Below are 18,768 nucleotides of genomic sequence, written 5' to 3'. Positions count from 1 at the left end.
AACATCGAGCGGGACCTTTCAGAACTTCAGGAGGCTCGCGTCGTCGACCGAGGCCGAGCGACGGGTGCGGAAGATGGTCATGATGATGGCCAGGCCGACGACGACCTCGGCGGCCGCGACGACCATCACGAAGAACGCCGCCACCTGCCCGTCGAGGTTGCCGTGCTGCTTGGCGAAGGCCACCAGCGCGAGGTTGCAGGCGTTGAGCATCAGCTCGACGCACATGAACACGACGATGGCGTTGCGGCGGACCAGCACGCCGACGGCGCCGATGGTGAAGAGGATCGCCGAGAGCACGACGTAGTGCTCGGTCATGCGCTCTCACCCTTCTCGACGTCCTCGGTGGTCGTGGTGGCCGCGGCCTGGCCCCGTCCGCCGGTGTTGGGCCGGGCGGCGGGGTCGACGCCGAGCTGGCGCTTGAGCTCCTCGATGTCGTCGGCCATGGCCGGCGCGGAGCGGACGGTACCGCGTGCGGCGAGGACCCGCGAGACCGACGACTCCGCAGCGGTGCCGTCGGGGAGCAGGGCCGGGGTGTCGACGGCGTTGTGGCGGGCGTACACGCCTGGGGCCGGCAGCGGTCCGACGTGGGTGCCCTTGTCGGCGTAGTCGCGCAGGCGCTGGGCGGCCAGCGAGGCCTGGGAGGCCTTGGGCGTGAGCCGCTCGCGGTGGGCGAGCACCATCGCGCCCACCGCGGCGGTGATGAGCAGCGCGCTCGTGACCTCGAAGGCGAAGACGTAGCGGGAGAACACGATGTTGGCCAGGGCGGGCACGTTGCCGCCCTCGTTGGCCGAGTCGAGCCCGGTGGCGGTGCCCAGGGTGAGCTGGGCCATGGCCACGACGAGCACGACGCCGAGCAGCAGGCCGACCGCGATGGCCATGAGGCGCTGGCCCTTGATGGTCTCGACGATCGAGTCGGAGGCGTCGACACCGACGAGCATCAGCACGAAGAGGAACAGCATGAGGATGGCGCCGGTGTAGACGATGATCTGCACCGCGAAGAGGAACGGCGCGTCGAGCGCGGCGTACTGCACGGCCAGGCTGATCATCACCACGGCGAGCAGCAGCGCGGCGTGCACCGCCTTGCGCACCACGAGGATGCCGAGGGCGGCGACGACCATCACCGGGGCGAGGGCCCAGAACGAGATCACGGCTGCTCGCCTCCGACCGGCGCGGGGCGGCCCGACAGGCCGCCGCGGTAGTAGTCGCCCTCGTCGAAGCCGTCGACCATCGGGTGGGGCGGCTGCTCCATGCCGGGCAGGAGCGGCGCGAGGAGGTCGGACTTCTCGTAGATCAGGTCGGCGCGGTTGTCGTCGGCCAGCTCGTACTCGTTGGTCATCGTCAGGGCCCGGGTCGGGCAGGCCTCGATGCACAGGCCGCACAGGATGCAGCGCAGGTAGTTGATCTGGTAGACGCGGCCGTAGCGCTCGCCGGGGCTGAAGCGCTCGCCCGCGGCGTCGTCGTTGGAGGCACCCTCGACGTAGATCGCGTCGGCCGGGCAGGCCCACGCGCACAGCTCGCAGCCGATGCACTTCTCGAGGCCGTCGGGCCAGCGGTTGAGCTGGTGGCGGCCGTGGAAGCGCGGCGCGGTCGGCTGCTTCTCGAAGGGGTACTGCTCGGTGACGACCTTGCGGAACATCGTGCGGAACGTGACCCCGAACCCGGCGACCGGGTCGAGGAACTGCTCCTTGAGCGACTTCGAGCCCGGGTTGTCGACGGGGCGACCGTCGCGGGGCTGCTCGGGCTGTCCGGACGCGCCGGACCTCTTCTCGGCCATCAGGCCTCCTCCCCCGCCACGGTCACGCGGGACGGGTCGTCGAACGTCAGGGGGGCGGCCGAGCCGCGCACGGCACCGCCGACGGGCATCGGCGGGGTCGGGAAGCCGCCGCTGCCGGCGCGGACCTCGCCGTCGGTCTCCTCGGCGGACTCCTTGCCGCCGATGAAGAACAGGCCGAGGACGACGACGAGTGCGACGCCGAGCACGATGAGCAGGTTGGTGCCCTCGAACCAGCCCTCGGTGCGGGCGACCCGCAGGGTCGCCACGGCGATGATCCAGACCAGGGAGACCGGGATCAGCACCTTCCAGCCGAAGGACATGAACTGGTCGTAGCGCAGCCGGGGCAGCGTGCCGCGCAGCCAGATGAAGAAGAAGATGAAGACCAGGACCTTGCCGAAGAACCACAGCACCGGCCAGTAGCCGGAGTTGAAGCCGGCGTACAGCTCGTCGATCCAGAACGGCGCGCGCCAGCCGCCGAGGAACAGCGTCGTGGCCAGGGCCGAGACGGTGGCCATGTTGACGTACTCGGCGAGGAAGAACAGCGCGAACTTGATCGAGGAGTACTCGGTGTGGAACCCGCCGACCAGCTCGCCCTCGGCCTCGGGGAGGTCGAACGGCGCGCGGTTGGTCTCGCCCACCATCGCGATCACGTAGATGACGAACGACGGGACCAGGATCAGCCCGAACCAGAGGTCCTCCTGGGCGGCCACGATCTCGGAGGTCGACATCGAGCCGGCGTACAGGAAGACCGCGACGAGGGCCAGGCCCATCGCGACCTCGTAGGAGATCATCTGCGCGCTCGAGCGCAGGCCGCCGAGCAGGGAGTACGTCGACCCGCTGGACCAGCCGCCGAGCACGATGCCGTAGATGCCGATCGAGGCGATCGCCATGACGAACAGCACCGCGACGGGCATGTCGGTCAGCTGGAGCGGGGTCACCTGCCCGAAGAAGTTCACCTCGGGCCCGAACGGGATCACGCTGAAGGTCACGAACGCGGGGATCACCGCGATGATCGGCGCCAGGATGAAGACCACCTTGTCGGCGGCCTTGGGGATGATGTCCTCCTTGAACATCAGCTTGGCGCCGTCGGCGAGCGACTGCAGCAGGCCGAAGGGCCCGTGCACGTTGGGGCCGATGCGGTGCTGCATCCGGGCCACGACGCGGCGCTCGAACCAGATGTTGAACAGCGTCAGCAGCACCAGGACGACGAAGATCAGCAGGACCTTCAGCCCGACGACCCACCAGACGTCGCGCCCGAAGGCCTGCAGGCCCGCGTCGGTGACCAGCGGGCTGGCGAGGGGACTCATGCGTTGCCTCCGGTGACGGTGACCCGGGACCCGGGCGAGGCGAGATCGGCGAGCAGGCCACGACCGGTCGAGCTCGCGGGGAGCCAGACGGTGTCGTCGACCAGGTCGGGGGCGACCTCGGAGGGCAGGGTGACCGAGCCGCGGTCACCGGTGACGGTGACCATCGGGCCGCAGGCGTCGTGCACGGCCCGGGCGACGCGGGCGACCGCGGGCCTCGCGGTCGCGGCCAGGTGCTTGTCGCCGGCGAGCATCGTGCCGTTGTCGATCATCTGCTTCCACGACGCCAGGCGCAGGCCCTCGCCGGGACGCGCGGTGTCGGCGACGGGCTCGACCGGGGTCATGGTGGCGCGGGGGCCGTCCCACGGACCCATCTCGGCCATCTGGGCCCGCACGTCCTCGACGGTGCGGAAGCCCAGCGGCCGCCCGAGCTCCTCGGCGATGCCGGCGAGGACGCGCGAGTCGGGCAGCGAGGCCGGGTTGGCCAGGATGCGCTCGAAGGAGCGGACGCGGCCCTCCCAGTTGACGAACGACCCGGCCTTGTCGGTGACCGGGGCGACCGGCAGGACGACGTCGGCGGCGCGGGTCACGTCGCTGGCGCGCAGGTCGAGGGCGACCACGAAGGAGGCCTGCTCGACCGCGGCCCGGGTGGCGGCCGGGTCGGTCGTGTCGAGCGGGTCGACCCCGCCGACGACCAGGCCCCCGAGCTCGCCGGCCAGGACGGCGGCGACGATCGCGTCGCCGTTGCGGCCCGGGGTGTCGGGCAGGGTGTCGACGCCCCACGAGGCGGCGGCGTCGACGCGGGCCGCGGCGTCCGCGACCGGGCGGCCACCGGGCAGCAGGCCCGGCAGGCAGCCGGCCTCGAGCGCACCGCGGTCGCCCGCGCGCCGCGGGACCCAGGCGAGCCGGGCCCCGGTCTTGGCGACCAGGTCGGCCACGGCGGTGAGCGCGCCGGGCACGGTGGCCAGGCGCTCGCCGACCATGACGACCGAGCGGGCGTCGAGACCGTGCTCGGTGCCGAGCAGCCCGGCGACGGCGGCGGGCTCCTCGCCCGGGGCCGTCGGGACCAGGGTGCCGTTCATCTTGCCCAGGCCGCGGGTGGTGTACGGCGCCAGCGCGAGCACCCGGGTGCCGTGGTGCAGCGCCGCCTTGCGCAGCCGCAGGAACACCGCCCCGGCCTCGTCCTCGGGCTCGAGCCCGACGAGCACCACCGTGGAGGCCGACTCGAGGTCGGCGTAGGTGACGGCGCCGGCCTCGGGACCGGTGGTCACGACGTGCGCGGCCAGGAACTCGGCCTCCTCGGCCGAGTGGGGCCGGGCCCGGAAGTCGATGTCGTTGGTGCCGAGCGCGACGCGGGCGAAGGTGCTGTAGGCGAAGGCGTCCTCGGCGGTGAGCCGGCCACCGGCCAGCACGCCGACGCCGCCGGCCTCGCGCAGCCCGCGGGCCGCGACCGCGAAGGCCTCGATCCACGACGCCGGACGCAGCGACCCGTCGGTGTCGCGCACCTGCGGGTAGGTGATGCGGTCGGCCTCGGTGGCGTAGGTGAACGCGAAGCGGTCCTTGTCGGTGATCCACTCCTCGTTGACCTCGGGGTCGTCACCGGAGAGCCGGCGCATGACCTTGCCGCGGCGGTGGTCGACCCGGATCGCCGAGCCGCACGCGTCGTGCTCGCCGACCGAGGGGCTGGAGACGAGGTCGAAGGGCCGCGACCGGAACCGGTAGGACTCCGAGGTCAGCGCACCGACCGGGCAGATCTGGATCGTGTTGCCCGAGAAGTAGGACAGGAACGGCGCGTTCTCGGCGATGCCGATCTGCTGCTGCGCGCCGCGCTCGACCAGGGCGATGAACGGGTCGCCGGGGATCTCGGCGGCGAAGCGGGTGCACCGCTGGCACACGATGCAGCGCTCGCGGTCGAGCAGGACCTGCGGGCTGAGGTTGATCGGCTTGGGGAAGGTGCGCTTGACGCCGCCCGCCCCCGAGCCGACGAACCGCGACTCGCCGCGGCCGTTGCTCATGGCCTGGTTCTGCAGGGGGCACTCGCCGCCCTTGTCGCAGACCGGGCAGTCGAGCGGGTGGTTGATGAGCAGGAACTCCATGACGCCCTGCTGCGCCTTGTCGGCGACCTCGCTCGTCACCTGGGTGTTGACCACCATGCCGGGCGCGACGGGCAGGGTGCAGGCGGCCTGCGGCTTGGGGAACCCGCGGCCGTTGCCGGCGTCGGGCACGTCGACGAGGCACTGGCGGCAGGCGCCGACCGGCGCGAGCAGCGGGTGGTCGCAGAACCGCGGGACCTGGACACCGACCTGCTCGGCGGCCCGGATCACGAGCGTGTCCTTGGGGACGTCGACCTGGATGCCGTCGATCGTCACCGAGACCAGCTCGACGCCGGTCTTGTCGGGGGTGGTGGTCACTTGGCTGCTCCGGTGAGGGAACCGGCCCAGGCCGTGGAGGCGGCCGGGTCGAACGGGCACCCACCGTGGGTGAGGTGGGCGAGGTACTCGTCGCGGAAGAACTGGATCGAGCTGGAGATCGGGCTCGTGGCGCCGTCGCCGAGCGCGCAGAACGAGCGGCCGAGGATGTTGTCGCACTGGTCGAGCAGCAGGTCGAGGTCGGCCTCGCTGCCCTCGCCGCGCTCGAGCGCGGCCAGGGTCTGCACCAGCCACCAGGTGCCCTCGCGGCACGGGGTGCACTTGCCGCAGGACTCGTGCTTGTAGAACTCGGTCCAGCGCAGCACGGCCCGCACGACGCAGGTGGTCTCGTCGAAGACCTGCAGCGCGCGGGTGCCGAGCATCGAGCCGACCCCGGCGACGCCCTCGAAGTCGAGCGGCACGTCGAGGTGCTCGTCGGTCAGCAGCGGGGTGCTGGAGCCGCCGGGCGTCCAGAACTTCAGCCGGTGGCCGTGGCGCACGCCGCCGGACATCTCCAGCAGCTCGCGCAGGGTGATGCCGAGGGGCGCCTCGTACTGCCCGGGCCGCTCGACGTGGCCGGAGACGGAGAAGATGCCGTAGCCCTTGGACTTCTCGGTGCCCATCGAGGCGAACCACTCGGCGCCGTGGCTGATGATGCTCGGCACCGAGGCGATCGACTCGACGTTGTTGATGACCGTCGGGCTGGCGTAGAGGCCGGCCACGGCCGGGAACGGCGGGCGCAGCCGGGGCTGGCCGCGGCGGCCCTCGAGGCCCTCGAGGAGCGCGGTCTCCTCGCCGCAGATGTAGGCGCCGGCGCCGGCGTGGACGACCACGTCGAGGTCGTAGCCGGAGCCGTGGATGTCCTTGCCGAGGTGACCGGCGGCGTACGCCTCGGCGACCGCGGCCTGGACCCGGCGGATGACGTGGAGGATCTCGCCGCGGATGTAGATGAAGGCGTGGTTGGCCCGGATGGCGAAGGAGCTGATGATGACGCCCTCGACCAGGGTGTGGGGCGAGGCCATCATGAGCGGGGTGTCCTTGCAGGTGCCCGGCTCGGACTCGTCGGCGTTGACGACGAGGTACTTCGGCTTGGGGTTGTCCTGCGGGATGAAGGACCACTTCATGCCGGTCGGGAAGCCCGCGCCGCCGCGGCCGCGCAGGCCGGAGTCCTTGACGGCGGCGACGATGTCGTCGGGCGCCATGCCGAGCGCGGTGCGCAGGGCCTCATAGCCGCCGCGCGACTCGTAGGTCGCGAGCTTCCAGCTCTGCTCGGCGTCCCAGTCGTCGGTGAGGACGGGGGTCAGGGTGTCGATGGTGCTCATCAGTCCGCCTCCTTCTTCTCGGCCGCGGTCTCGGAGGTCGGTGCGTCCTCCTCGACGGCGGCGGCCTTGGTCGTCGAGTCGCCGGACTCGGCCGTGGCTCGTGGCTCCTCCGCACGCTCCTCGGGTACGGCGGGGGCCGGGTCGCCGCCCGACACGGCGGCCGGAGCCGGGGCGTCGGGGGCGGTCCAACCGCGCTCGCGGGCGATGCCGAGGCCGAGCAGCGAGGCCGGGCCGGCCGAGGGACCCTCGTCGACGCGGCCGTCGGGGAACCCGGCCAGCACCCGCTCGGCCTCGCGCCACGTGCACAGCGCCGGGCCGCGGGTCGATCGGACCTCGCGACCGGCGCGCAGGTCGTCGACGACCTGGACCGCCGAGTCGGGGGTCTGGTTGTCCATGAACTCCCAGTTGACCATCACCACCGGCGCGTAGTCACAGGCGGCGTTGCACTCGACGTGCTCGAGGGTGATCTTGCCGTCGGCGCTGGTCTCGTCGTTGCCGACGTCGAGGTGGTCCTTGAGCCGGGTGAAGATCTCGTCGCCGCCCATGACCGCGCACAGGGTGTTGGTGCAGACCCCGACGTGGTAGTCGCCGACGGGCTTGCGCTTGTACATCGTGTAGAAGGTCGCCACGCCGCTGACCTCGGCCGGGCTGATCTCGAGGATCTCCGCGCAGGCCTCGATGCCCTCGGGCGTCACCCGCCCCTCCGAGGACTGCACGAGGTGCAGCATCGGCAGCAGGCCGGAGCGCTTCTGCGGGTAGCGAGCGGCGATCTCGCGCAGCTCGCCCAGGGTGTCGGTGCTGAGCGCCATTAGCGGTCGACGCCTCCCATCACGGGGTCGATCGAGGCGATCGCGACGATGACGTCGGCGACCTGGCCGCCCTCGCTCATCACGCTCGTCGCCTGCAGGTTGGTGAAGGACGGGTCGCGGAAGTGCGCCCGGAACGGACGGGTGCCACCGTCGGAGACGACGTGGGCGCCGAGCTCGCCGCGGGGCGACTCGATGGGCACGTAGGCCTGGCCCGGCGGGACGCGGAAGCCCTCGGTCACCAGCTTGAAGTGGTGGATCAGGGCCTCCATCGACTCCCCCATGATGTGGCGGATGTGGTCGAGGCTGTTGCCCATGCCGTCGCTGCCGATGGCCAGCTGGCTCGGCCAGGCGATCTTCTTGTCGCCGATCATCACCGGGGCGCCCTCGAGGCCGGCGAGCCGGTCGACGGCCTGCTCGACGATGCGCAGCGACTCCCACATCTCGTTGAGCCGGATGCGGAAGCGGCCGTAGGCGTCGCAGGTGTCCCAGGTCTGGACGTCGAAGTCGTAGGTCTCGTAGCCGGAGTAGGGCTGGGTCTTGCGCAGGTCCCAGGGGTAGCCGGTCGAGCGCAGGACCGGGCCGGTCAGGCCGAGGGCCAGCACGCCGTCGAGCTCGAGGTGGCCCACGTCGGTCAGCCGCGCCTTGAAGATCGGGTTGGCGTTGCACAGCGCGGCGTACTCGGGCAGGCGCTTGCGCATCAGGGCCGTGAAGTCGCGGATCTCCTGCAGCGCGTTGGGCGGGAGGTCCTGGGCGACGCCGCCGGGTCGGATGAACGCGTGGTTCATGCGCAGGCCGGTGATGAGCTCGAACAGGTCGAGCACGAGCTCGCGCTCGCGGAAGCCGATGGTCATCACGGTCAGCGCGCCGAGCTCCATGCCGCCGGTCGCGATGGCGACCAGGTGGGAGGAGAGGCGGTTGAGCTCCATGAGCAGGACCCGCATGACCTGGGCCTTCTCGGGGATGTCGTCCTCGATGTCGAGCAGCCGCTCGACGGAGAAGCAGTAGGCCGCCTCGTTGAACAGCGGCGAGAGGTAGTCCATGCGGGTCACGAACGTCGTGCCCTGCACCCAGGAGCGGAACTCCATGTTCTTCTCGATGCCGGTGTGCAGGTAGCCGATGCCGCAGCGGGCCTCGGTGACCGTCTCGCCCTCGATCTCGAGGATCAGGCGGAGCACGCCGTGGGTCGAGGGGTGCTGCGGGCCCATGTTGACCACGACCCGCTCCTCGACGCCCTCGGCGCCGGAGAGGCCCTCGACGATCTGGTCCCAGTCGCGACCGGTGACCGTGAAGACCTTGCCCTCGCTGGTGTCGTTGGCGCCGGCGTAGACGTCGTCGGTGGTGCTCATGGGTGGCTCCTCCGCTGGGTGGGTCGCTGGGCGTGCTGGGGGGACATCATCAGTTGTACGAGCGGCGCTGGTCGGGGGGCGGGACGGTGCCGCCCTTGTACTCGACCGGGATGCCGCCGAGGGGGTAGTCCTTGCGCTGCGGGTGGCCCGGCCAGTCGTCGGGCATGAGGATCCGGGTCAGCGCCGGGTGGCCGTCGAAGACGATGCCGAACATGTCCCAGGTCTCCCGCTCGTGCCAGTCGAGGGTCGGGTAGACCGCGACGATCGAGGGCAGGTGCGGGTCGCTGTCGGGGACGCTGACCTCGACCCGGATGATCCGGTTGAAGGTCATCGAGGTGAAGTGGTAGACCGCGTGCAGCTCGGCCCCCTTGTCCTCGGGGTAGTGCACGCCGCTGACGCCCGAGCAGAGCTCGAAGCGCAGGGCGGGGTCGTCGCGCAGGTGCTTGGCGGTGGCGAGGAGGTCCTCGCGCCGCACGTGGAAGGTGATCTCGCCGCGGTGCACGACGACCCGGCCGAGCGAGGTGACCTGCTCGAGGGCGTCGGCCACCTCGTCGTGCCAGCCGCCGAAGGGGCGCTGGGCGGCCCCGGGGAAGACGATCGGGGCGACCAGGCCGCCGTACCCGCTGGTGTCGCCGGAGCCGCGCACGCCGAACATGCCGGTGCGCTCGCCGACCGCGCGGACCTCCTGGTCGGTGGTCGCGGGGGTCTTGCCGTCGGCCTGGTCGGGGCCGGTGGTGGTGTCCTCGTCGCTCATCTCAGCGGAGCAGACCCTTCATCTCGGACGTGGGCAGCGCGTTGAGCGCCGCGACCTCGCGCTGCTCGATCTCGGCCGCGCGGTGGGCACCGGCCTTGCCGGCCTGCACCTGGTCGTGGAGCTTGAGGATCGCGTCGATGAGCATCTCCGGCCGCGGCGGGCAGCCCGGGAGGTACATGTCGACGGGGACGACGTGGTCGACGCCCTGGACGATCGCGTAGTTGTTGAACATGCCGCCGGAGCTGGCGCACACGCCCATGGCCAGGACCCACTTGGGGTTGGGCATCTGGTCGTAGATCTGGCGCAGGACCGGGGCCATCTTCTGGCTCACCCGCCCGGCCACGATCATCAGGTCGGCCTGGCGCGGGCTGGCCCGGAAGACCTCCATGCCGAACCGGGCCAGGTCGTACTTGGGGCCGCCGCTGGTCATCATCTCGATGGCGCAGCAGGCCAGGCCGAAGGTGGCCGGCCAGAAGCTGGCCTTGCGCATGTAACCGCTCAGGCCCTCGACGGTGCTGAGCAGCACACCGCTGGGGAGCTTGTCCTCGATGCCCATGCTGTGTCCCTCCCGGGTTCGTGGTGCCGTGTGGTGGCGGTGGAGGTGGGGGTGGTGCCGCTCGTGCCGCTCGTGCCGCTGGTGCCGCTGGTGCCGCTCAGTCCCAGTCGAGCCCGCCGCGGCGCCAGACGTAGGCGTAGGCGACGAACACGGTGCCGATGAACAGGACCATCTCGATGAGCCCGAACAGGGCCATCTGGTCGAAGTTCACGGCCCAGGGGTAGAGGAAGATGATCTCGATGTCGAAGATGATGAAGAGCATCGCGATGATGTAGTACTTCACCGGGAACCGGCCGCCGCCGACGGGCTGCGGGGTGGGCTCGATGCCGCACTCGTAGGAGTCGAGCCGGGCGCGGTTGTAGCGGGCGGGGCCCACGAAGATGCTCGTGATGATGGAGCCGACGGCGAACAGCGCCGCGAGTGCCCCCAGCACCAGGACGGGGGTGTAGATGTCCATCCGGCTGATCCCTTCGGTCCGCACCCCGTACACCTGGCCTGTGACCTTGTGAAACGAATCACGAGGTGCGCTCCCCGCCATACTGCCACTCGGAGCGCCGTAGGTCACACCCGGGGGAGGGCCCCCAAACGCGTCCTGACCTGCGAATTTCGGGTACGCCGACGTTGCGTAATTCGCGCGTCGGCCGTGGCCACTAAGGTGCGAGGTCCGCACCCCCCGACCGCACCGGAGGCCCGATGGCGACCCTCACCGCCGACAAGAAAGTGCTCGTGGCCGACCTGGCCGGCGACAGCATCCGAGCCGCCCAGGGCTCGATGGTCGCCTACCAGGGCACCGTCTCGTTCAAGCACGCCGGCATGGGCGGCGGAGGTGGCTTGCGGGCCGCGGTCCGCCAGCGCGTCGCCGGCGAGAGCATCACGCTGATGGAGTGCCAGGGCCAGGGCCGGGCCTTCCTGGCCCAGGACGCCATGGACGTCACCGTCGTCGGGCTGCAGGACGACAAGCTGACCGTCGAGTCCGAGCACATCTTGGCCGTGACCAGCGGCCTGCGCCTCGACGTCCAGTTCTCCGGCCTGCGCGGCATGACCAGCGGCCAGGGCCTGGCCACGACGTCGGTCTCCGGCACCGGGCAGTGCGCGATCATGTCCGACGGCCCGATGATCCCGCTGGCCGTCGCGCCCGGGATGCCGCTGGTCGTCGACCCCGACGCCTACGTCGCCGGCACCGGCCAGCTCCAGATGAGCTTGGTCTCGGGCGTCACCTGGCGCAGCCTGGCCGGCGAGGGCGGCGGTGAGCCGTTCAGCCTGCGCTTCGAGGGCCAGGGCACCGTCTACATCCAGCCCGCGGAGAGGTGACGGCGATGGTCTTCGAGCAGCTCAACAAGAAGGTCGTGCGCACCGAGGTCCGGCCCGGCGGCGAGGTCATCGCCCGCCGCGGCGCGATGCTCGGCTACTCCGGCGGGGTCTCCTTCCGCCCCATCCACGGCGGGGGCGGCGTGGGCGGCATGGTCGGGCGCGCGATGTCGGGCGAGAGCGTCGCCATGATGGTCGCCGAGGGCCAGGGCACGGTGCTCTACGGCTTCCGCGGCCTGTACGTCACCGTCATCCAGCTCGCCAACGAGACGCTGACGGTCGAGGCCGACCGGCTCCTCGCCCACGACGCCCACCTCAGCTCCTCCATCGAGATGATCGGCTCGGGCGGCGTGCGCCAGGCGGTGCGCGGCATGGCCACCGGCCAGGGCCTGTTCACCACCAAGCTCAGCGGCCAGGGCACCGTGGCGGTGCTCTCCCACGGCGGCGCGTTCGAGATCCCGGTCAACGGCGACACGGTCGGCGTCGACCCGCAGGCCTACGTCGGCCACGTCGGCGCGCTCAACGTCGACTTCCGCGTCAGCGCCGGCATCCGCGACGTCGTCGGTCGCGGGTCCGGCGAGGCCACCCAGCTGCACGTGACCGGCCACGGTCGCGTCTACGTCCAGGCATCGGAGCAGAAGTTCTCATGATCGACATGCCCACCGGCTCGACCGTCTTCGACGAGAAGACGCTGCCCTCCAACGACAACATCAACGCCTACTCCTTCTGCATCGACCTGCAGGGCGAGTGGTTCACGTCCAAGGGCGCGATGATCGCCTACTACGGCAACATCGACTTCTCCGGCGTCGCCGCCTTCGCCTCGCGCGCGGCCTGGGTCGCCGCCCGCTTCTCCTCCCCCCTCTACACGCAGGAGTGGGTGGTCGCCGCCGGCCACGGCAAGCTCGTCATCGGCGACCGCGGCTACGACATCAACTCCTACGACCTCGAGGACGGCAACCTCACCATCAAGTCGACCAACCTCCTGGCGTTCGAGACCGGCCTGGAGCTCAAGCAGTCGATCGTGCCGGGGTTCCTCACCCTCATCGGCACCGGGAAGTTCCTCGCCTCGTCCTCGGGGCCGGTGATCTTCGTCGAGCCGCCGTTCCGGGCCGACCCCGAGGCGCTGCTCGGCTGGGCCGACTGCCCCTCCCCCTCCCAGCACTACGACCACCACTGGATGGCGCAGTCGTTCATGTCGGGCATCGGGGCCATGTTCGGGCGCGAGTCCGGCGAGGAGCGCCAGTACGACTTCACCGGCGCCGGCACGGTGCTGCTGCAGTCCTCCGAGGTGCTGCGGCACAACCCGGCCCTGGCGCAGGTCATCGAGTCCCAGACCCACATGCTCGACCCGCACAGCGCCGCCCAGCTCGGCCAGCGGCTCGTCCAGCGCGGCCAGTCCGGCCAGTTCTGAGCCCCCGCCCCCGCTGACCCGTCGCGCGACCGCGACGGGTCGGCGTCAGGCCTGGGCGCGGTGGAGGGTGACGATCCCGCCGGAGAGGTTGCGCCACTCGACACCCGCCCAGCCGGCCTCGGCGACCATCGCGGCGAGGCCGGCCTGGTCGGGCCAGGCGCGGATGGACTCGGCGAGGTAGACGTAGGCGTCGGGCGCCGAGGAGACCGCGCGGGCCACCGGCGGCAGCGCGCGCATGAGGTACTCGACGTACGCCGTGCGGAACGGCTTCCACGTCGGGTGGCTGAACTCGCAGACCACGAGCCGGCCACCGGGGCGGGTGACCCGGCGCATCTCGCGCAGCCCGGCCAGCGGGTCGACGATGTTGCGCAGCCCGAAGGAGATCGTCACCGCGTCGAAGGTGTCGTCGGCGAAGGGCAGCCGGGTGCCGTCGCCCGCGGTGAAGGGCAGGTGGGGACGGGCCTGCTTGCCGACGCGGAGCATGCCGAGGGAGAAGTCGCAGGGCACGACGCGCGCGCCGCGCTCCTCGAACGGCTCGCTCGAGGTGCCGGTGCCGGCCGCCAGGTCGAGCACGCGCTCGCCGTACTGCGGGTCGACGGCGTCGATGACGGCCTTGCGCCAGCGGCGGTCCTGGCCGAGCGAGAGCACGTCGTTGGTGAGGTCGTAGCGGCGCGCGACCGTGTCGAACATCTGCTGGACGTCGACGGGTTGCTTGTCGAGCTGCGCGCGGGCCACGCCACGACCTTAGGTCAACCACCCGCAACCAAACGGGTGCGGGTGGCGTCTCCCCTGGTGCCAGACCCCCACCACCGCACCCTCCAGGAAGGCACCATGAACACCGTCCGCCGCATCGTCCTCGTCCTCGCCGTCGGGGCGCTCGTCGCGCTCAGCGCGTACGGCGTCGCCTGGTCCTCACGATCCGGCGACGCTGCCGCCGCCGGGCCGCGCCCGACCCCCGTCGCCGACCGCGCTCCGGTCGTGTCGGACCGCGCGCCCCGCCCGGCCCCCGCTCCCCGGGCGACCCCGACGCCGGAGTCCGCCCCGACCCCGACCCCCGCGCCAGCCCCCGAGCCGGCGCCGGAGCCGGAGCTCGTGCCCGGCCCGGCGATCCTCGCCCCCGGCGACGAGGGCGACGAGGTGCGGGAGCTGCAGGCCCGGTTGCGGCAGATCGACTGGTTCGAGCAGGACGTCACCGGCACCTACGGCGAGGTGACCACGGCCGCGGTCGAGGGCTTCCAGGCCAAGCGGGAGATCCCGGTGACCGGTGAGGTCGACCGCCGCACGATGGACCGGCTCGAGGCGATGACCACCGAGCCGACGGCCGACGAGCTGGCCAACCGGCTGGGGACCAACACCCCGGGCGCGCTCGACGCGCGCTGCAGCACCGGCCGCGTGCTCTGCGTCGACAAGTCCTCCCGCACGCTGCGGTGGGTGGTCGACGGCGAGGTGCGCCTGACCGTCGACGTGCGGTTCGGCTCGGAGTCGACGCCGACGCGCGAGGGCGTCTTCACCGTCGACCGCATGCACCGTGAGTGGACCTCGACGATCTACCACACGGCGATGCCGTACGCGATGTTCTTCTCCGGCGGCCAGGCCGTGCACTACTCGTCCGACTTCGCGGCCCGTGGGTACGACGGGGCGTCGCACGGCTGCGTCAACGTGCGCGACCTCGACGCGATCGCCGGCCTGTTCGACCAGGTGCGCCTGGGCGACCAGGTCGTCGTCTACTGGTCCTGAGACCCGGCGAGGTCCTGCACCGCCGCGACGGTCTGGTCGAGGTCGAGGCCCCGCGCCAGGACGTCGTAGGTGCGGCCGCCGCCACCCTGCTGGCAGCGCACCGACTGCGGCACCTCGGTCGGGTCGACCGGCTGGCCCTCCGGCACCTCCTGGCCCCAGGTCACCGAGCAGACGGCCTCGCCCCGGCGCACCATCTCGGTGGGCAGCCGGGCCAGGCCCACGGTGGCCGGGTCGAGGGGCAGGGTCTGCAGGAACGGCCCCGCGGCCTCGTCGACGGCGACCGCCTGGACGAGCGCCGCGGGGTCCTCGGAGAAGTAGATGCGCATGGCCGAGGCGGCGCCGTACAGGTCGTCGAGGCCGGCGACGATCGAGTCCTGCTGCGTCTTGACCGACGCGACGTCGCCGAGCTGCTGGGCGAGCTCGGCCGGAGCCGTGCCGAGGTCGACCGCGACGAGGCCGCTGGGCAGCTCGTCGGGCAGCGTCGGGGCGGCCTCGTTCGAGGACCCGCCCTCGGTCTCGGACGCAGGTCCCTCGGGCAGGCCGGCGGCGAAGCCGACGACGCCCGCGAGGGCGACGACCCCCACGGCGAGGCTGACGAGCGGTGTGCGGTTGGTGTCGGGCACTCGACCGAGTGTGGCAGCACGACCGCGACTGGAGGGGTGAGGGGCGTCCGGGCGTGCCCGTCGTCACGCCGACCGCACGGGGTCCGACGTCCTCGTCTCGGTAGTCTCGGGACGTGACCCAAGGTGCCCCCGCCGACCGGCCGGACGTGTCGCTCGTGGTCCGCACGACGGCGGTCGACCCCGACCACCTGGCCTCGCTCGTGGCCCTGCTGCCCGCCCCCGCCGACCGCCCGGGCGGTGACCTCGTCGCGTGGCTGCGCCGCGGGGAGGGCCTCGTGGGCTGGGGCACGGCCGCGACGGTCCGCACGACGGGTGCCGACCGGTTCGCCGAGGCCGACGCCTGGTGGTCGGCCACCGCGGCGCGCGCGGTGGTGCGCGACGAGGTCGGCGAGCCCGGCAGCGGCCTGGTCTGCTTCGGCGCCATGGCCTTCGCCGACTCCCCCGGTGACTCCGTGCTCGTCGTGCCGGAGGTCCTGGTGGGGCGCCGCGGCGACCGGGCCTGGCTCACCACCGTGTCCTCCACGGGCCTGGCCGGGCCCCTCGACGTACCCGCACCCGCCGAGGCGCCCGAGCCGCCCGCGGGCGTCCGGTTCGCCGACGGCCACCTCGGGCCCGACGCCTGGATGGCCGCGGTCGCCGAGGCGGTCGAGCGCATCCAGGCCGGGGCGCTGGAGAAGGTCGTCCTGGCCCGTGACCTCGTCGCCACGGCCGACGCCGACGTCGACGTGCGGTGGCCGCTGCGGCGGCTCGCCGAGCGCTACCCGACCTGCTGGACCTTCCACGTCGACGGGTTCTTCGGCGCCACGCCCGAGCTGCTGGTGCGCCGCGAGCGTGGGCTGGTCACCTCCCGCGTGCTCGCCGGCACCATCCGGCGCACCGGTGACGACGCGCGCGACCTCATGCTCGCCGCCACCCTGGCCCGGTCGTCGAAGGACCTCGAGGAGCACGAGTACGCCGTCCGGTCGGTCGGCACCTCCCTCGCGCCGTTCTGCTCCTCGATGAACCTGCCCGAGGCGCCGTTCGTGCTCCACCTGCCCAACGTGATGCACCTGGCCACCGACGTCACCGGGGTGGTGCACGACTCCGCCACCGCGACGTCGCTGGCCCTGGCCGCCGCGCTCCACCCCTCCGCGGCCGTCGGCGGGCACCCCACCGACGTCGCGGTCGACCTCATCGCCCGGATCGAGGGCATGCCCCGCGGGCGGTACGCCGGCCCCGTGGGCTGGATGGACGCCGCCGGCGACGGCGAGTGGGGCATCGGCCTGCGCTCGGCCGAGGTCGACGGCCCGACGGTGCGGCTGTTCGCCGGCTGCGGCGTCGTGGGCGACTCCGACCCGGCCTCGGAGCTGGCCGAGGCGCACGCGAAGTTCGTGCCCGTGCGCGACTCGCTCGGCGAGTAGCCGGGCCCGTCCGCCTCAGGCGAGGTCGTCGCCGTCGGCGAGCCGGGTGAAGGTGCGTCCCTCGCCGAGGGCGAGCCGGGTCAGGTGGCCCTCGACCATGGCCAGGCCGACCTCGCTGTAGACGCGGTCGTGGATGGCGACCGTGCGGGGCGCGGCGACGGCGCGCACGAAGTCGACGGCCTCCCCCACCTTGAGCCAGGGCGCGGAGACCGGGGCGAGCAGCACGTCGACCCGCTCCTCCGGCACCGTCAGCGCGTCGCCGGGGTGGAAGACGGTCGTGCCGTCGAGGTCGAGCAGGTAGCCGGAGTTGTCGACGCGCGGCAGGTCCTCGTGGATGACGGCGTGCCTCTCGCCGACCACGGTGACCGGCAGGCCGACGTCGAGCCGCTGGCCCGGCTCCACGACCACGACGCGGTCGGCGAGGTCGGGCGCCTGCTCCCGGATGACCGCAGCCACGGCCTCGACGGTGTGGATCGGGGCGTCGCTCGCGCGCAGGTGGTCGGCGTCGTAGTGGTCGGCGTGCTCGTGGGTGACCAGCACGACGTCGGCCCCCGCCACGGCCTCGCGCTGGGTGAACCCACCCGGGTCGACGACGACCGTCACGCCGCGGTGCTCGATGCGCACGCACGCGTGCCCGAACTTGGTCAGCCGGAAGTCCGCCATGCCCTCACCGTACGGCGGCGCGGACCGGCTCGGCCGCGGCGCCGACGACCCGGCCGCCGGTGGCGATGGCGCCGCGCTCGACCACGTCGCCGACGACGACGGTGAGGTTGTCGCGGCCGCCGCCGTCGAGACCGGCGCCGACGAGGCGGGCCACGACCTCCTCGGGCGTCCCGCCCGCGACCAGCCGGGCGAGCGCGCCGTCCTCGACGTGGTCGGTGACGCCGTCGGTGCACAGCACGACCCGGTCGCCGACCTCCAGCTCGAGGCGGCCGAGGTCGGGCTCGAGCTCGTCGCCGACGCCCTGGGTGCCCAGCCAGCGGGTGATCCGGTGGCGGTGCTCGGAGACCTCGGCCTGCTGGGGCGTGAGCAGGCCGGCGCGGAGCATGGACGCGGTGAGGGTGTGGTCGCGGGTCAGGCTGGCGAACCGGCCGCGGCGCAGCACGTAGGCACGGGAGTCGCCGAGGTGCACCAGCGCGCAGCGGCGGCCGTCGGTCAGCACGGCGGTCAGCGTGGTCGACAGGCCCTGGTCCCCGGCGTGCTCCTGCTCGTGGGCGACCAGGGCCTCGCGGGCCTCGCGGACGGCCGCGTCGAGGGTGGCCACCGGCTCCAGCCCGCGGCGTCGGGCGGCCAGCCGGGCCACGGCGAGGGTGGCGGTGGCCGAGGCGACCTCGCCGGCCTGCGACCCGCCGACACCGTCGGCGACGAGGAGCAGGGAGGGGCCGGCGTACCCGGAGTCCTCGTTGGTCGCGCGACGCAGGCCGGGGTGGCTCCCGGCGGCGGCGACCATCTGCAACATGACCCCACGATGCCGCACGCGACCCCGGCGTGACCTGAGATCCGCCTAGGATCCCGCTGTGGACCTGCGGCCCGCGGTGCCCGACGACGCCGAGGCGTTCGTCGCACTGCACCAGGCCTGCTGGCACGAGGCGTACGCCGACCTCGTGGCGCCCGAGGTGTTCGCCGAGGTGTTCGGGGCACCGGTCGCCGAGCGGGTCGCGCACCGGCGCGCGGTGCTGGCCCGCCCCGAGCTGCGCACGTGGGTGGCCGACGACGCAGGGCTGGTCGGGTTCGCCACGTCGGGTCCGCCGCGGCTCGACGTGCCGCCGGTCGACCTCGAGCTGTACGCGATCTACCTGCGCGCCGCCCACTGGGGCAGCGGGCTCGCCGACGCGCTGCTGGACGCCGTGGTGGCCGACCGGCCGGCGTACCTGTGGGTGCTGGAGGGCAACGACCGCGCGACCCGGTTCTACGAGCGGCGGGGCTTCGCGCCCGACGGTGCGGCCGTGGAGGACCGCCACCGGGCCGGTCGCGAGCTGCGGATGGTGCGCCGGCCCGCCTGAGCGGCCGACCCTC

General features: G+C 72.6%; 21 protein-coding genes. 6 read left to right on the top strand and 15 right to left on the bottom strand.

Translation table 11 applies throughout. The features are described from left to right. Nucleotides 1-18 precede the first annotated feature (18 nt). The 11 genes from nuoK to FJQ57_RS17625 all read right to left on the bottom strand — a co-directional run bounded on the left by nuoK (nucleotide 19) and on the right by FJQ57_RS17625 (nucleotide 10,730). Complete coding sequence (gene nuoK / locus FJQ57_RS17675) at nucleotides 19-315, bottom strand: NADH-quinone oxidoreductase subunit NuoK (protein ID WP_139982841.1); 297 nt, start codon at nucleotides 313-315, stop codon at nucleotides 19-21. Then, nucleotides 312-1,148, bottom strand: a complete 837-nt coding sequence (locus FJQ57_RS17670) for an NADH-quinone oxidoreductase subunit J (protein ID WP_139982839.1) — start codon at nucleotides 1,146-1,148, stop codon at nucleotides 312-314. The genes nuoK and FJQ57_RS17670 overlap by 4 nt, the downstream gene beginning before the upstream one ends. Then, nucleotides 1,145-1,774 carry an NADH-quinone oxidoreductase subunit NuoI gene (nuoI, locus tag FJQ57_RS17665; protein ID WP_281284285.1) on the bottom strand — a complete coding sequence of 210 codons (630 nt, stop codon included), beginning with the start codon at nucleotides 1,772-1,774 and terminating at the stop codon, nucleotides 1,145-1,147. Before nuoI ends, FJQ57_RS17670 begins: the two co-directional genes overlap by 4 nt. Beyond that, a complete protein-coding gene (gene nuoH / locus FJQ57_RS17660) occupies nucleotides 1,774-3,081 on the bottom strand; it encodes an NADH-quinone oxidoreductase subunit NuoH (RefSeq protein ID WP_139982837.1) in 1,308 nt (435 codons plus the stop codon). The genes nuoI and nuoH overlap by 1 nt, the downstream gene beginning before the upstream one ends. After that, nucleotides 3,078-5,489 (bottom strand): NADH-quinone oxidoreductase subunit G, encoded by a 2,412-nt coding sequence (locus FJQ57_RS17655; RefSeq protein ID WP_139982835.1) that lies wholly within the window; start codon nucleotides 5,487-5,489, stop codon nucleotides 3,078-3,080. The genes nuoH and FJQ57_RS17655 overlap by 4 nt, the downstream gene beginning before the upstream one ends. Further along, nucleotides 5,486-6,808 (bottom strand): NADH-quinone oxidoreductase subunit NuoF, encoded by a 1,323-nt coding sequence (gene nuoF, locus FJQ57_RS17650; RefSeq protein WP_139982833.1) that lies wholly within the window; start codon nucleotides 6,806-6,808, stop codon nucleotides 5,486-5,488. The genes FJQ57_RS17655 and nuoF overlap by 4 nt, the downstream gene beginning before the upstream one ends. Next, the gene (gene nuoE, locus FJQ57_RS17645; protein WP_139982831.1) at nucleotides 6,808-7,617 is read right to left on the bottom strand and encodes an NADH-quinone oxidoreductase subunit NuoE; all 810 of its coding nucleotides are present in this window, start codon (nucleotides 7,615-7,617) and stop codon (nucleotides 6,808-6,810) included. The genes nuoF and nuoE overlap by 1 nt, the downstream gene beginning before the upstream one ends. After that, a complete protein-coding gene (locus tag FJQ57_RS17640) occupies nucleotides 7,617-8,963 on the bottom strand; it encodes an NADH-quinone oxidoreductase subunit D (protein ID WP_139982829.1) in 1,347 nt (448 codons plus the stop codon). Before FJQ57_RS17640 ends, nuoE begins: the two co-directional genes overlap by 1 nt. 49 nt (nucleotides 8,964-9,012) lie before the next feature. Beyond that, complete coding sequence (locus FJQ57_RS17635; RefSeq protein WP_139982827.1) at nucleotides 9,013-9,717, bottom strand: NADH-quinone oxidoreductase subunit C; 705 nt, start codon at nucleotides 9,715-9,717, stop codon at nucleotides 9,013-9,015. A gap of 1 nt (nucleotide 9,718) precedes the next feature. Continuing rightward, nucleotides 9,719-10,273 (bottom strand): NuoB/complex I 20 kDa subunit family protein, encoded by a 555-nt coding sequence (locus FJQ57_RS17630; protein WP_139982825.1) that lies wholly within the window; start codon nucleotides 10,271-10,273, stop codon nucleotides 9,719-9,721. Between the two features lie 97 nt (nucleotides 10,274-10,370). Then, on the bottom strand, nucleotides 10,371-10,730 hold the full coding sequence (locus FJQ57_RS17625; RefSeq protein WP_139982921.1) for an NADH-quinone oxidoreductase subunit A: 360 nt from the start codon (nucleotides 10,728-10,730) through the stop codon (nucleotides 10,371-10,373). A 236-nt stretch (nucleotides 10,731-10,966) separates the two neighbouring features. On the opposite strand from FJQ57_RS17625, the gene FJQ57_RS17620 reads away from it, so the two are divergent. Genes FJQ57_RS17620 through FJQ57_RS17610 form a run of 3 tightly spaced genes read left to right on the top strand, consistent with a single transcriptional unit; the run spans nucleotide 10,967 to nucleotide 12,992 of the window. Continuing rightward, entirely contained in the window at nucleotides 10,967-11,584 is a 618-nt protein-coding gene (locus tag FJQ57_RS17620; RefSeq protein WP_139982823.1) for an AIM24 family protein, read from the top strand. A 5-nt stretch (nucleotides 11,585-11,589) separates the two neighbouring features. Then, nucleotides 11,590-12,231, top strand: coding sequence for an AIM24 family protein (locus FJQ57_RS17615; protein ID WP_139982821.1), 642 nt, complete (start codon nucleotides 11,590-11,592; stop codon nucleotides 12,229-12,231). Beyond that, nucleotides 12,228-12,992: an AIM24 family protein gene (locus FJQ57_RS17610; protein WP_211349064.1), complete on the top strand. Its 765-nt coding sequence runs from the start codon at nucleotides 12,228-12,230 to the stop codon at nucleotides 12,990-12,992. Before FJQ57_RS17615 ends, FJQ57_RS17610 begins: the two co-directional genes overlap by 4 nt. 45 nt (nucleotides 12,993-13,037) lie before the next feature. On the opposite strand, the gene FJQ57_RS17605 is transcribed toward FJQ57_RS17610, so the two are convergent. Then, on the bottom strand, nucleotides 13,038-13,727 hold the full coding sequence (locus tag FJQ57_RS17605) for a demethylmenaquinone methyltransferase (protein WP_139982819.1): 690 nt from the start codon (nucleotides 13,725-13,727) through the stop codon (nucleotides 13,038-13,040). Nucleotides 13,728-13,823: 96 nt separating this feature from the next. Here FJQ57_RS17605 and FJQ57_RS17600 point away from each other — a divergent pair, with 96 nt between their 5' ends. Continuing rightward, nucleotides 13,824-14,729: a L,D-transpeptidase family protein gene (locus tag FJQ57_RS17600; protein WP_139982817.1), complete on the top strand. Its 906-nt coding sequence runs from the start codon at nucleotides 13,824-13,826 to the stop codon at nucleotides 14,727-14,729. Here the strand turns inward: FJQ57_RS17600 and FJQ57_RS17595 are convergent. Beyond that, on the bottom strand, nucleotides 14,717-15,352 hold the full coding sequence (locus tag FJQ57_RS17595; RefSeq protein WP_139982815.1) for a hypothetical protein: 636 nt from the start codon (nucleotides 15,350-15,352) through the stop codon (nucleotides 14,717-14,719). The genes FJQ57_RS17600 and FJQ57_RS17595 overlap by 13 nt on opposite strands. A 113-nt stretch (nucleotides 15,353-15,465) precedes the next feature. Here FJQ57_RS17595 and FJQ57_RS17590 point away from each other — a divergent pair, with 113 nt between their 5' ends. After that, nucleotides 15,466-16,752 (top strand): isochorismate synthase, encoded by a 1,287-nt coding sequence (locus FJQ57_RS17590; protein ID WP_139982813.1) that lies wholly within the window; start codon nucleotides 15,466-15,468, stop codon nucleotides 16,750-16,752. A gap of 15 nt (nucleotides 16,753-16,767) precedes the next feature. Here FJQ57_RS17590 and FJQ57_RS17585 read toward each other — a convergent pair whose 3' ends face one another. Together FJQ57_RS17585 and FJQ57_RS17580 are read right to left on the bottom strand one after the other, a co-directional pair. Beyond that, a complete protein-coding gene (locus FJQ57_RS17585) occupies nucleotides 16,768-17,415 on the bottom strand; it encodes an MBL fold metallo-hydrolase (RefSeq protein ID WP_139982811.1) in 648 nt (215 codons plus the stop codon). Between the two features lie 4 nt (nucleotides 17,416-17,419). Continuing rightward, the gene (locus FJQ57_RS17580; protein WP_139982809.1) at nucleotides 17,420-18,211 is read right to left on the bottom strand and encodes a PP2C family protein-serine/threonine phosphatase; all 792 of its coding nucleotides are present in this window, start codon (nucleotides 18,209-18,211) and stop codon (nucleotides 17,420-17,422) included. A 58-nt stretch (nucleotides 18,212-18,269) separates the two neighbouring features. Between FJQ57_RS17580 and FJQ57_RS17575 the strand changes: the two genes are divergently transcribed. Beyond that, on the top strand, nucleotides 18,270-18,755 hold the full coding sequence (locus tag FJQ57_RS17575; RefSeq protein ID WP_139982807.1) for a GNAT family N-acetyltransferase: 486 nt from the start codon (nucleotides 18,270-18,272) through the stop codon (nucleotides 18,753-18,755). Nucleotides 18,756-18,768 lie beyond the last annotated feature (13 nt).

Source organism: Nocardioides litoris (assembly GCF_006346315.1).
Lineage (GTDB): Bacteria > Actinomycetota > Actinomycetes > Propionibacteriales > Nocardioidaceae > Nocardioides > Nocardioides litoris.
This window is presented reverse-complemented; position numbering and strand designations above follow the sequence as displayed.

Coding starts and splice junctions, on each gene's coding strand:
- nuoK (WP_139982841.1), bottom strand. CDS start 315: ATGACCGAGCACTACGTCGTGCTCTCGGCGATCCTCTTCACCATCGGC.
- nuoI (WP_281284285.1), bottom strand. CDS start 1,774: ATGGCCGAGAAGAGGTCCGGCGCGTCCGGACAGCCCGAGCAGCCCCGC.
- nuoH (WP_139982837.1), bottom strand. CDS start 3,081: ATGAGTCCCCTCGCCAGCCCGCTGGTCACCGACGCGGGCCTGCAGGCC.
- nuoF (WP_139982833.1), bottom strand. CDS start 6,808: ATGAGCACCATCGACACCCTGACCCCCGTCCTCACCGACGACTGGGAC.
- nuoE (WP_139982831.1), bottom strand. CDS start 7,617: ATGGCGCTCAGCACCGACACCCTGGGCGAGCTGCGCGAGATCGCCGCT.
- FJQ57_RS17640 (WP_139982829.1), bottom strand. CDS start 8,963: ATGAGCACCACCGACGACGTCTACGCCGGCGCCAACGACACCAGCGAG.
- FJQ57_RS17635 (WP_139982827.1), bottom strand. CDS start 9,717: ATGAGCGACGAGGACACCACCACCGGCCCCGACCAGGCCGACGGCAAG.
- FJQ57_RS17630 (WP_139982825.1), bottom strand. CDS start 10,273: ATGGGCATCGAGGACAAGCTCCCCAGCGGTGTGCTGCTCAGCACCGTC.
- FJQ57_RS17625 (WP_139982921.1), bottom strand. CDS start 10,730: ATGGACATCTACACCCCCGTCCTGGTGCTGGGGGCACTCGCGGCGCTG.
- FJQ57_RS17620 (WP_139982823.1), top strand. CDS start 10,967: ATGGCGACCCTCACCGCCGACAAGAAAGTGCTCGTGGCCGACCTGGCC.
- FJQ57_RS17615 (WP_139982821.1), top strand. CDS start 11,590: ATGGTCTTCGAGCAGCTCAACAAGAAGGTCGTGCGCACCGAGGTCCGG.
- FJQ57_RS17610 (WP_211349064.1), top strand. CDS start 12,228: ATGATCGACATGCCCACCGGCTCGACCGTCTTCGACGAGAAGACGCTG.
- FJQ57_RS17600 (WP_139982817.1), top strand. CDS start 13,824: ATGAACACCGTCCGCCGCATCGTCCTCGTCCTCGCCGTCGGGGCGCTC.
- FJQ57_RS17585 (WP_139982811.1), bottom strand. CDS start 17,415: ATGGCGGACTTCCGGCTGACCAAGTTCGGGCACGCGTGCGTGCGCATC.
- FJQ57_RS17580 (WP_139982809.1), bottom strand. CDS start 18,211: ATGTTGCAGATGGTCGCCGCCGCCGGGAGCCACCCCGGCCTGCGTCGC.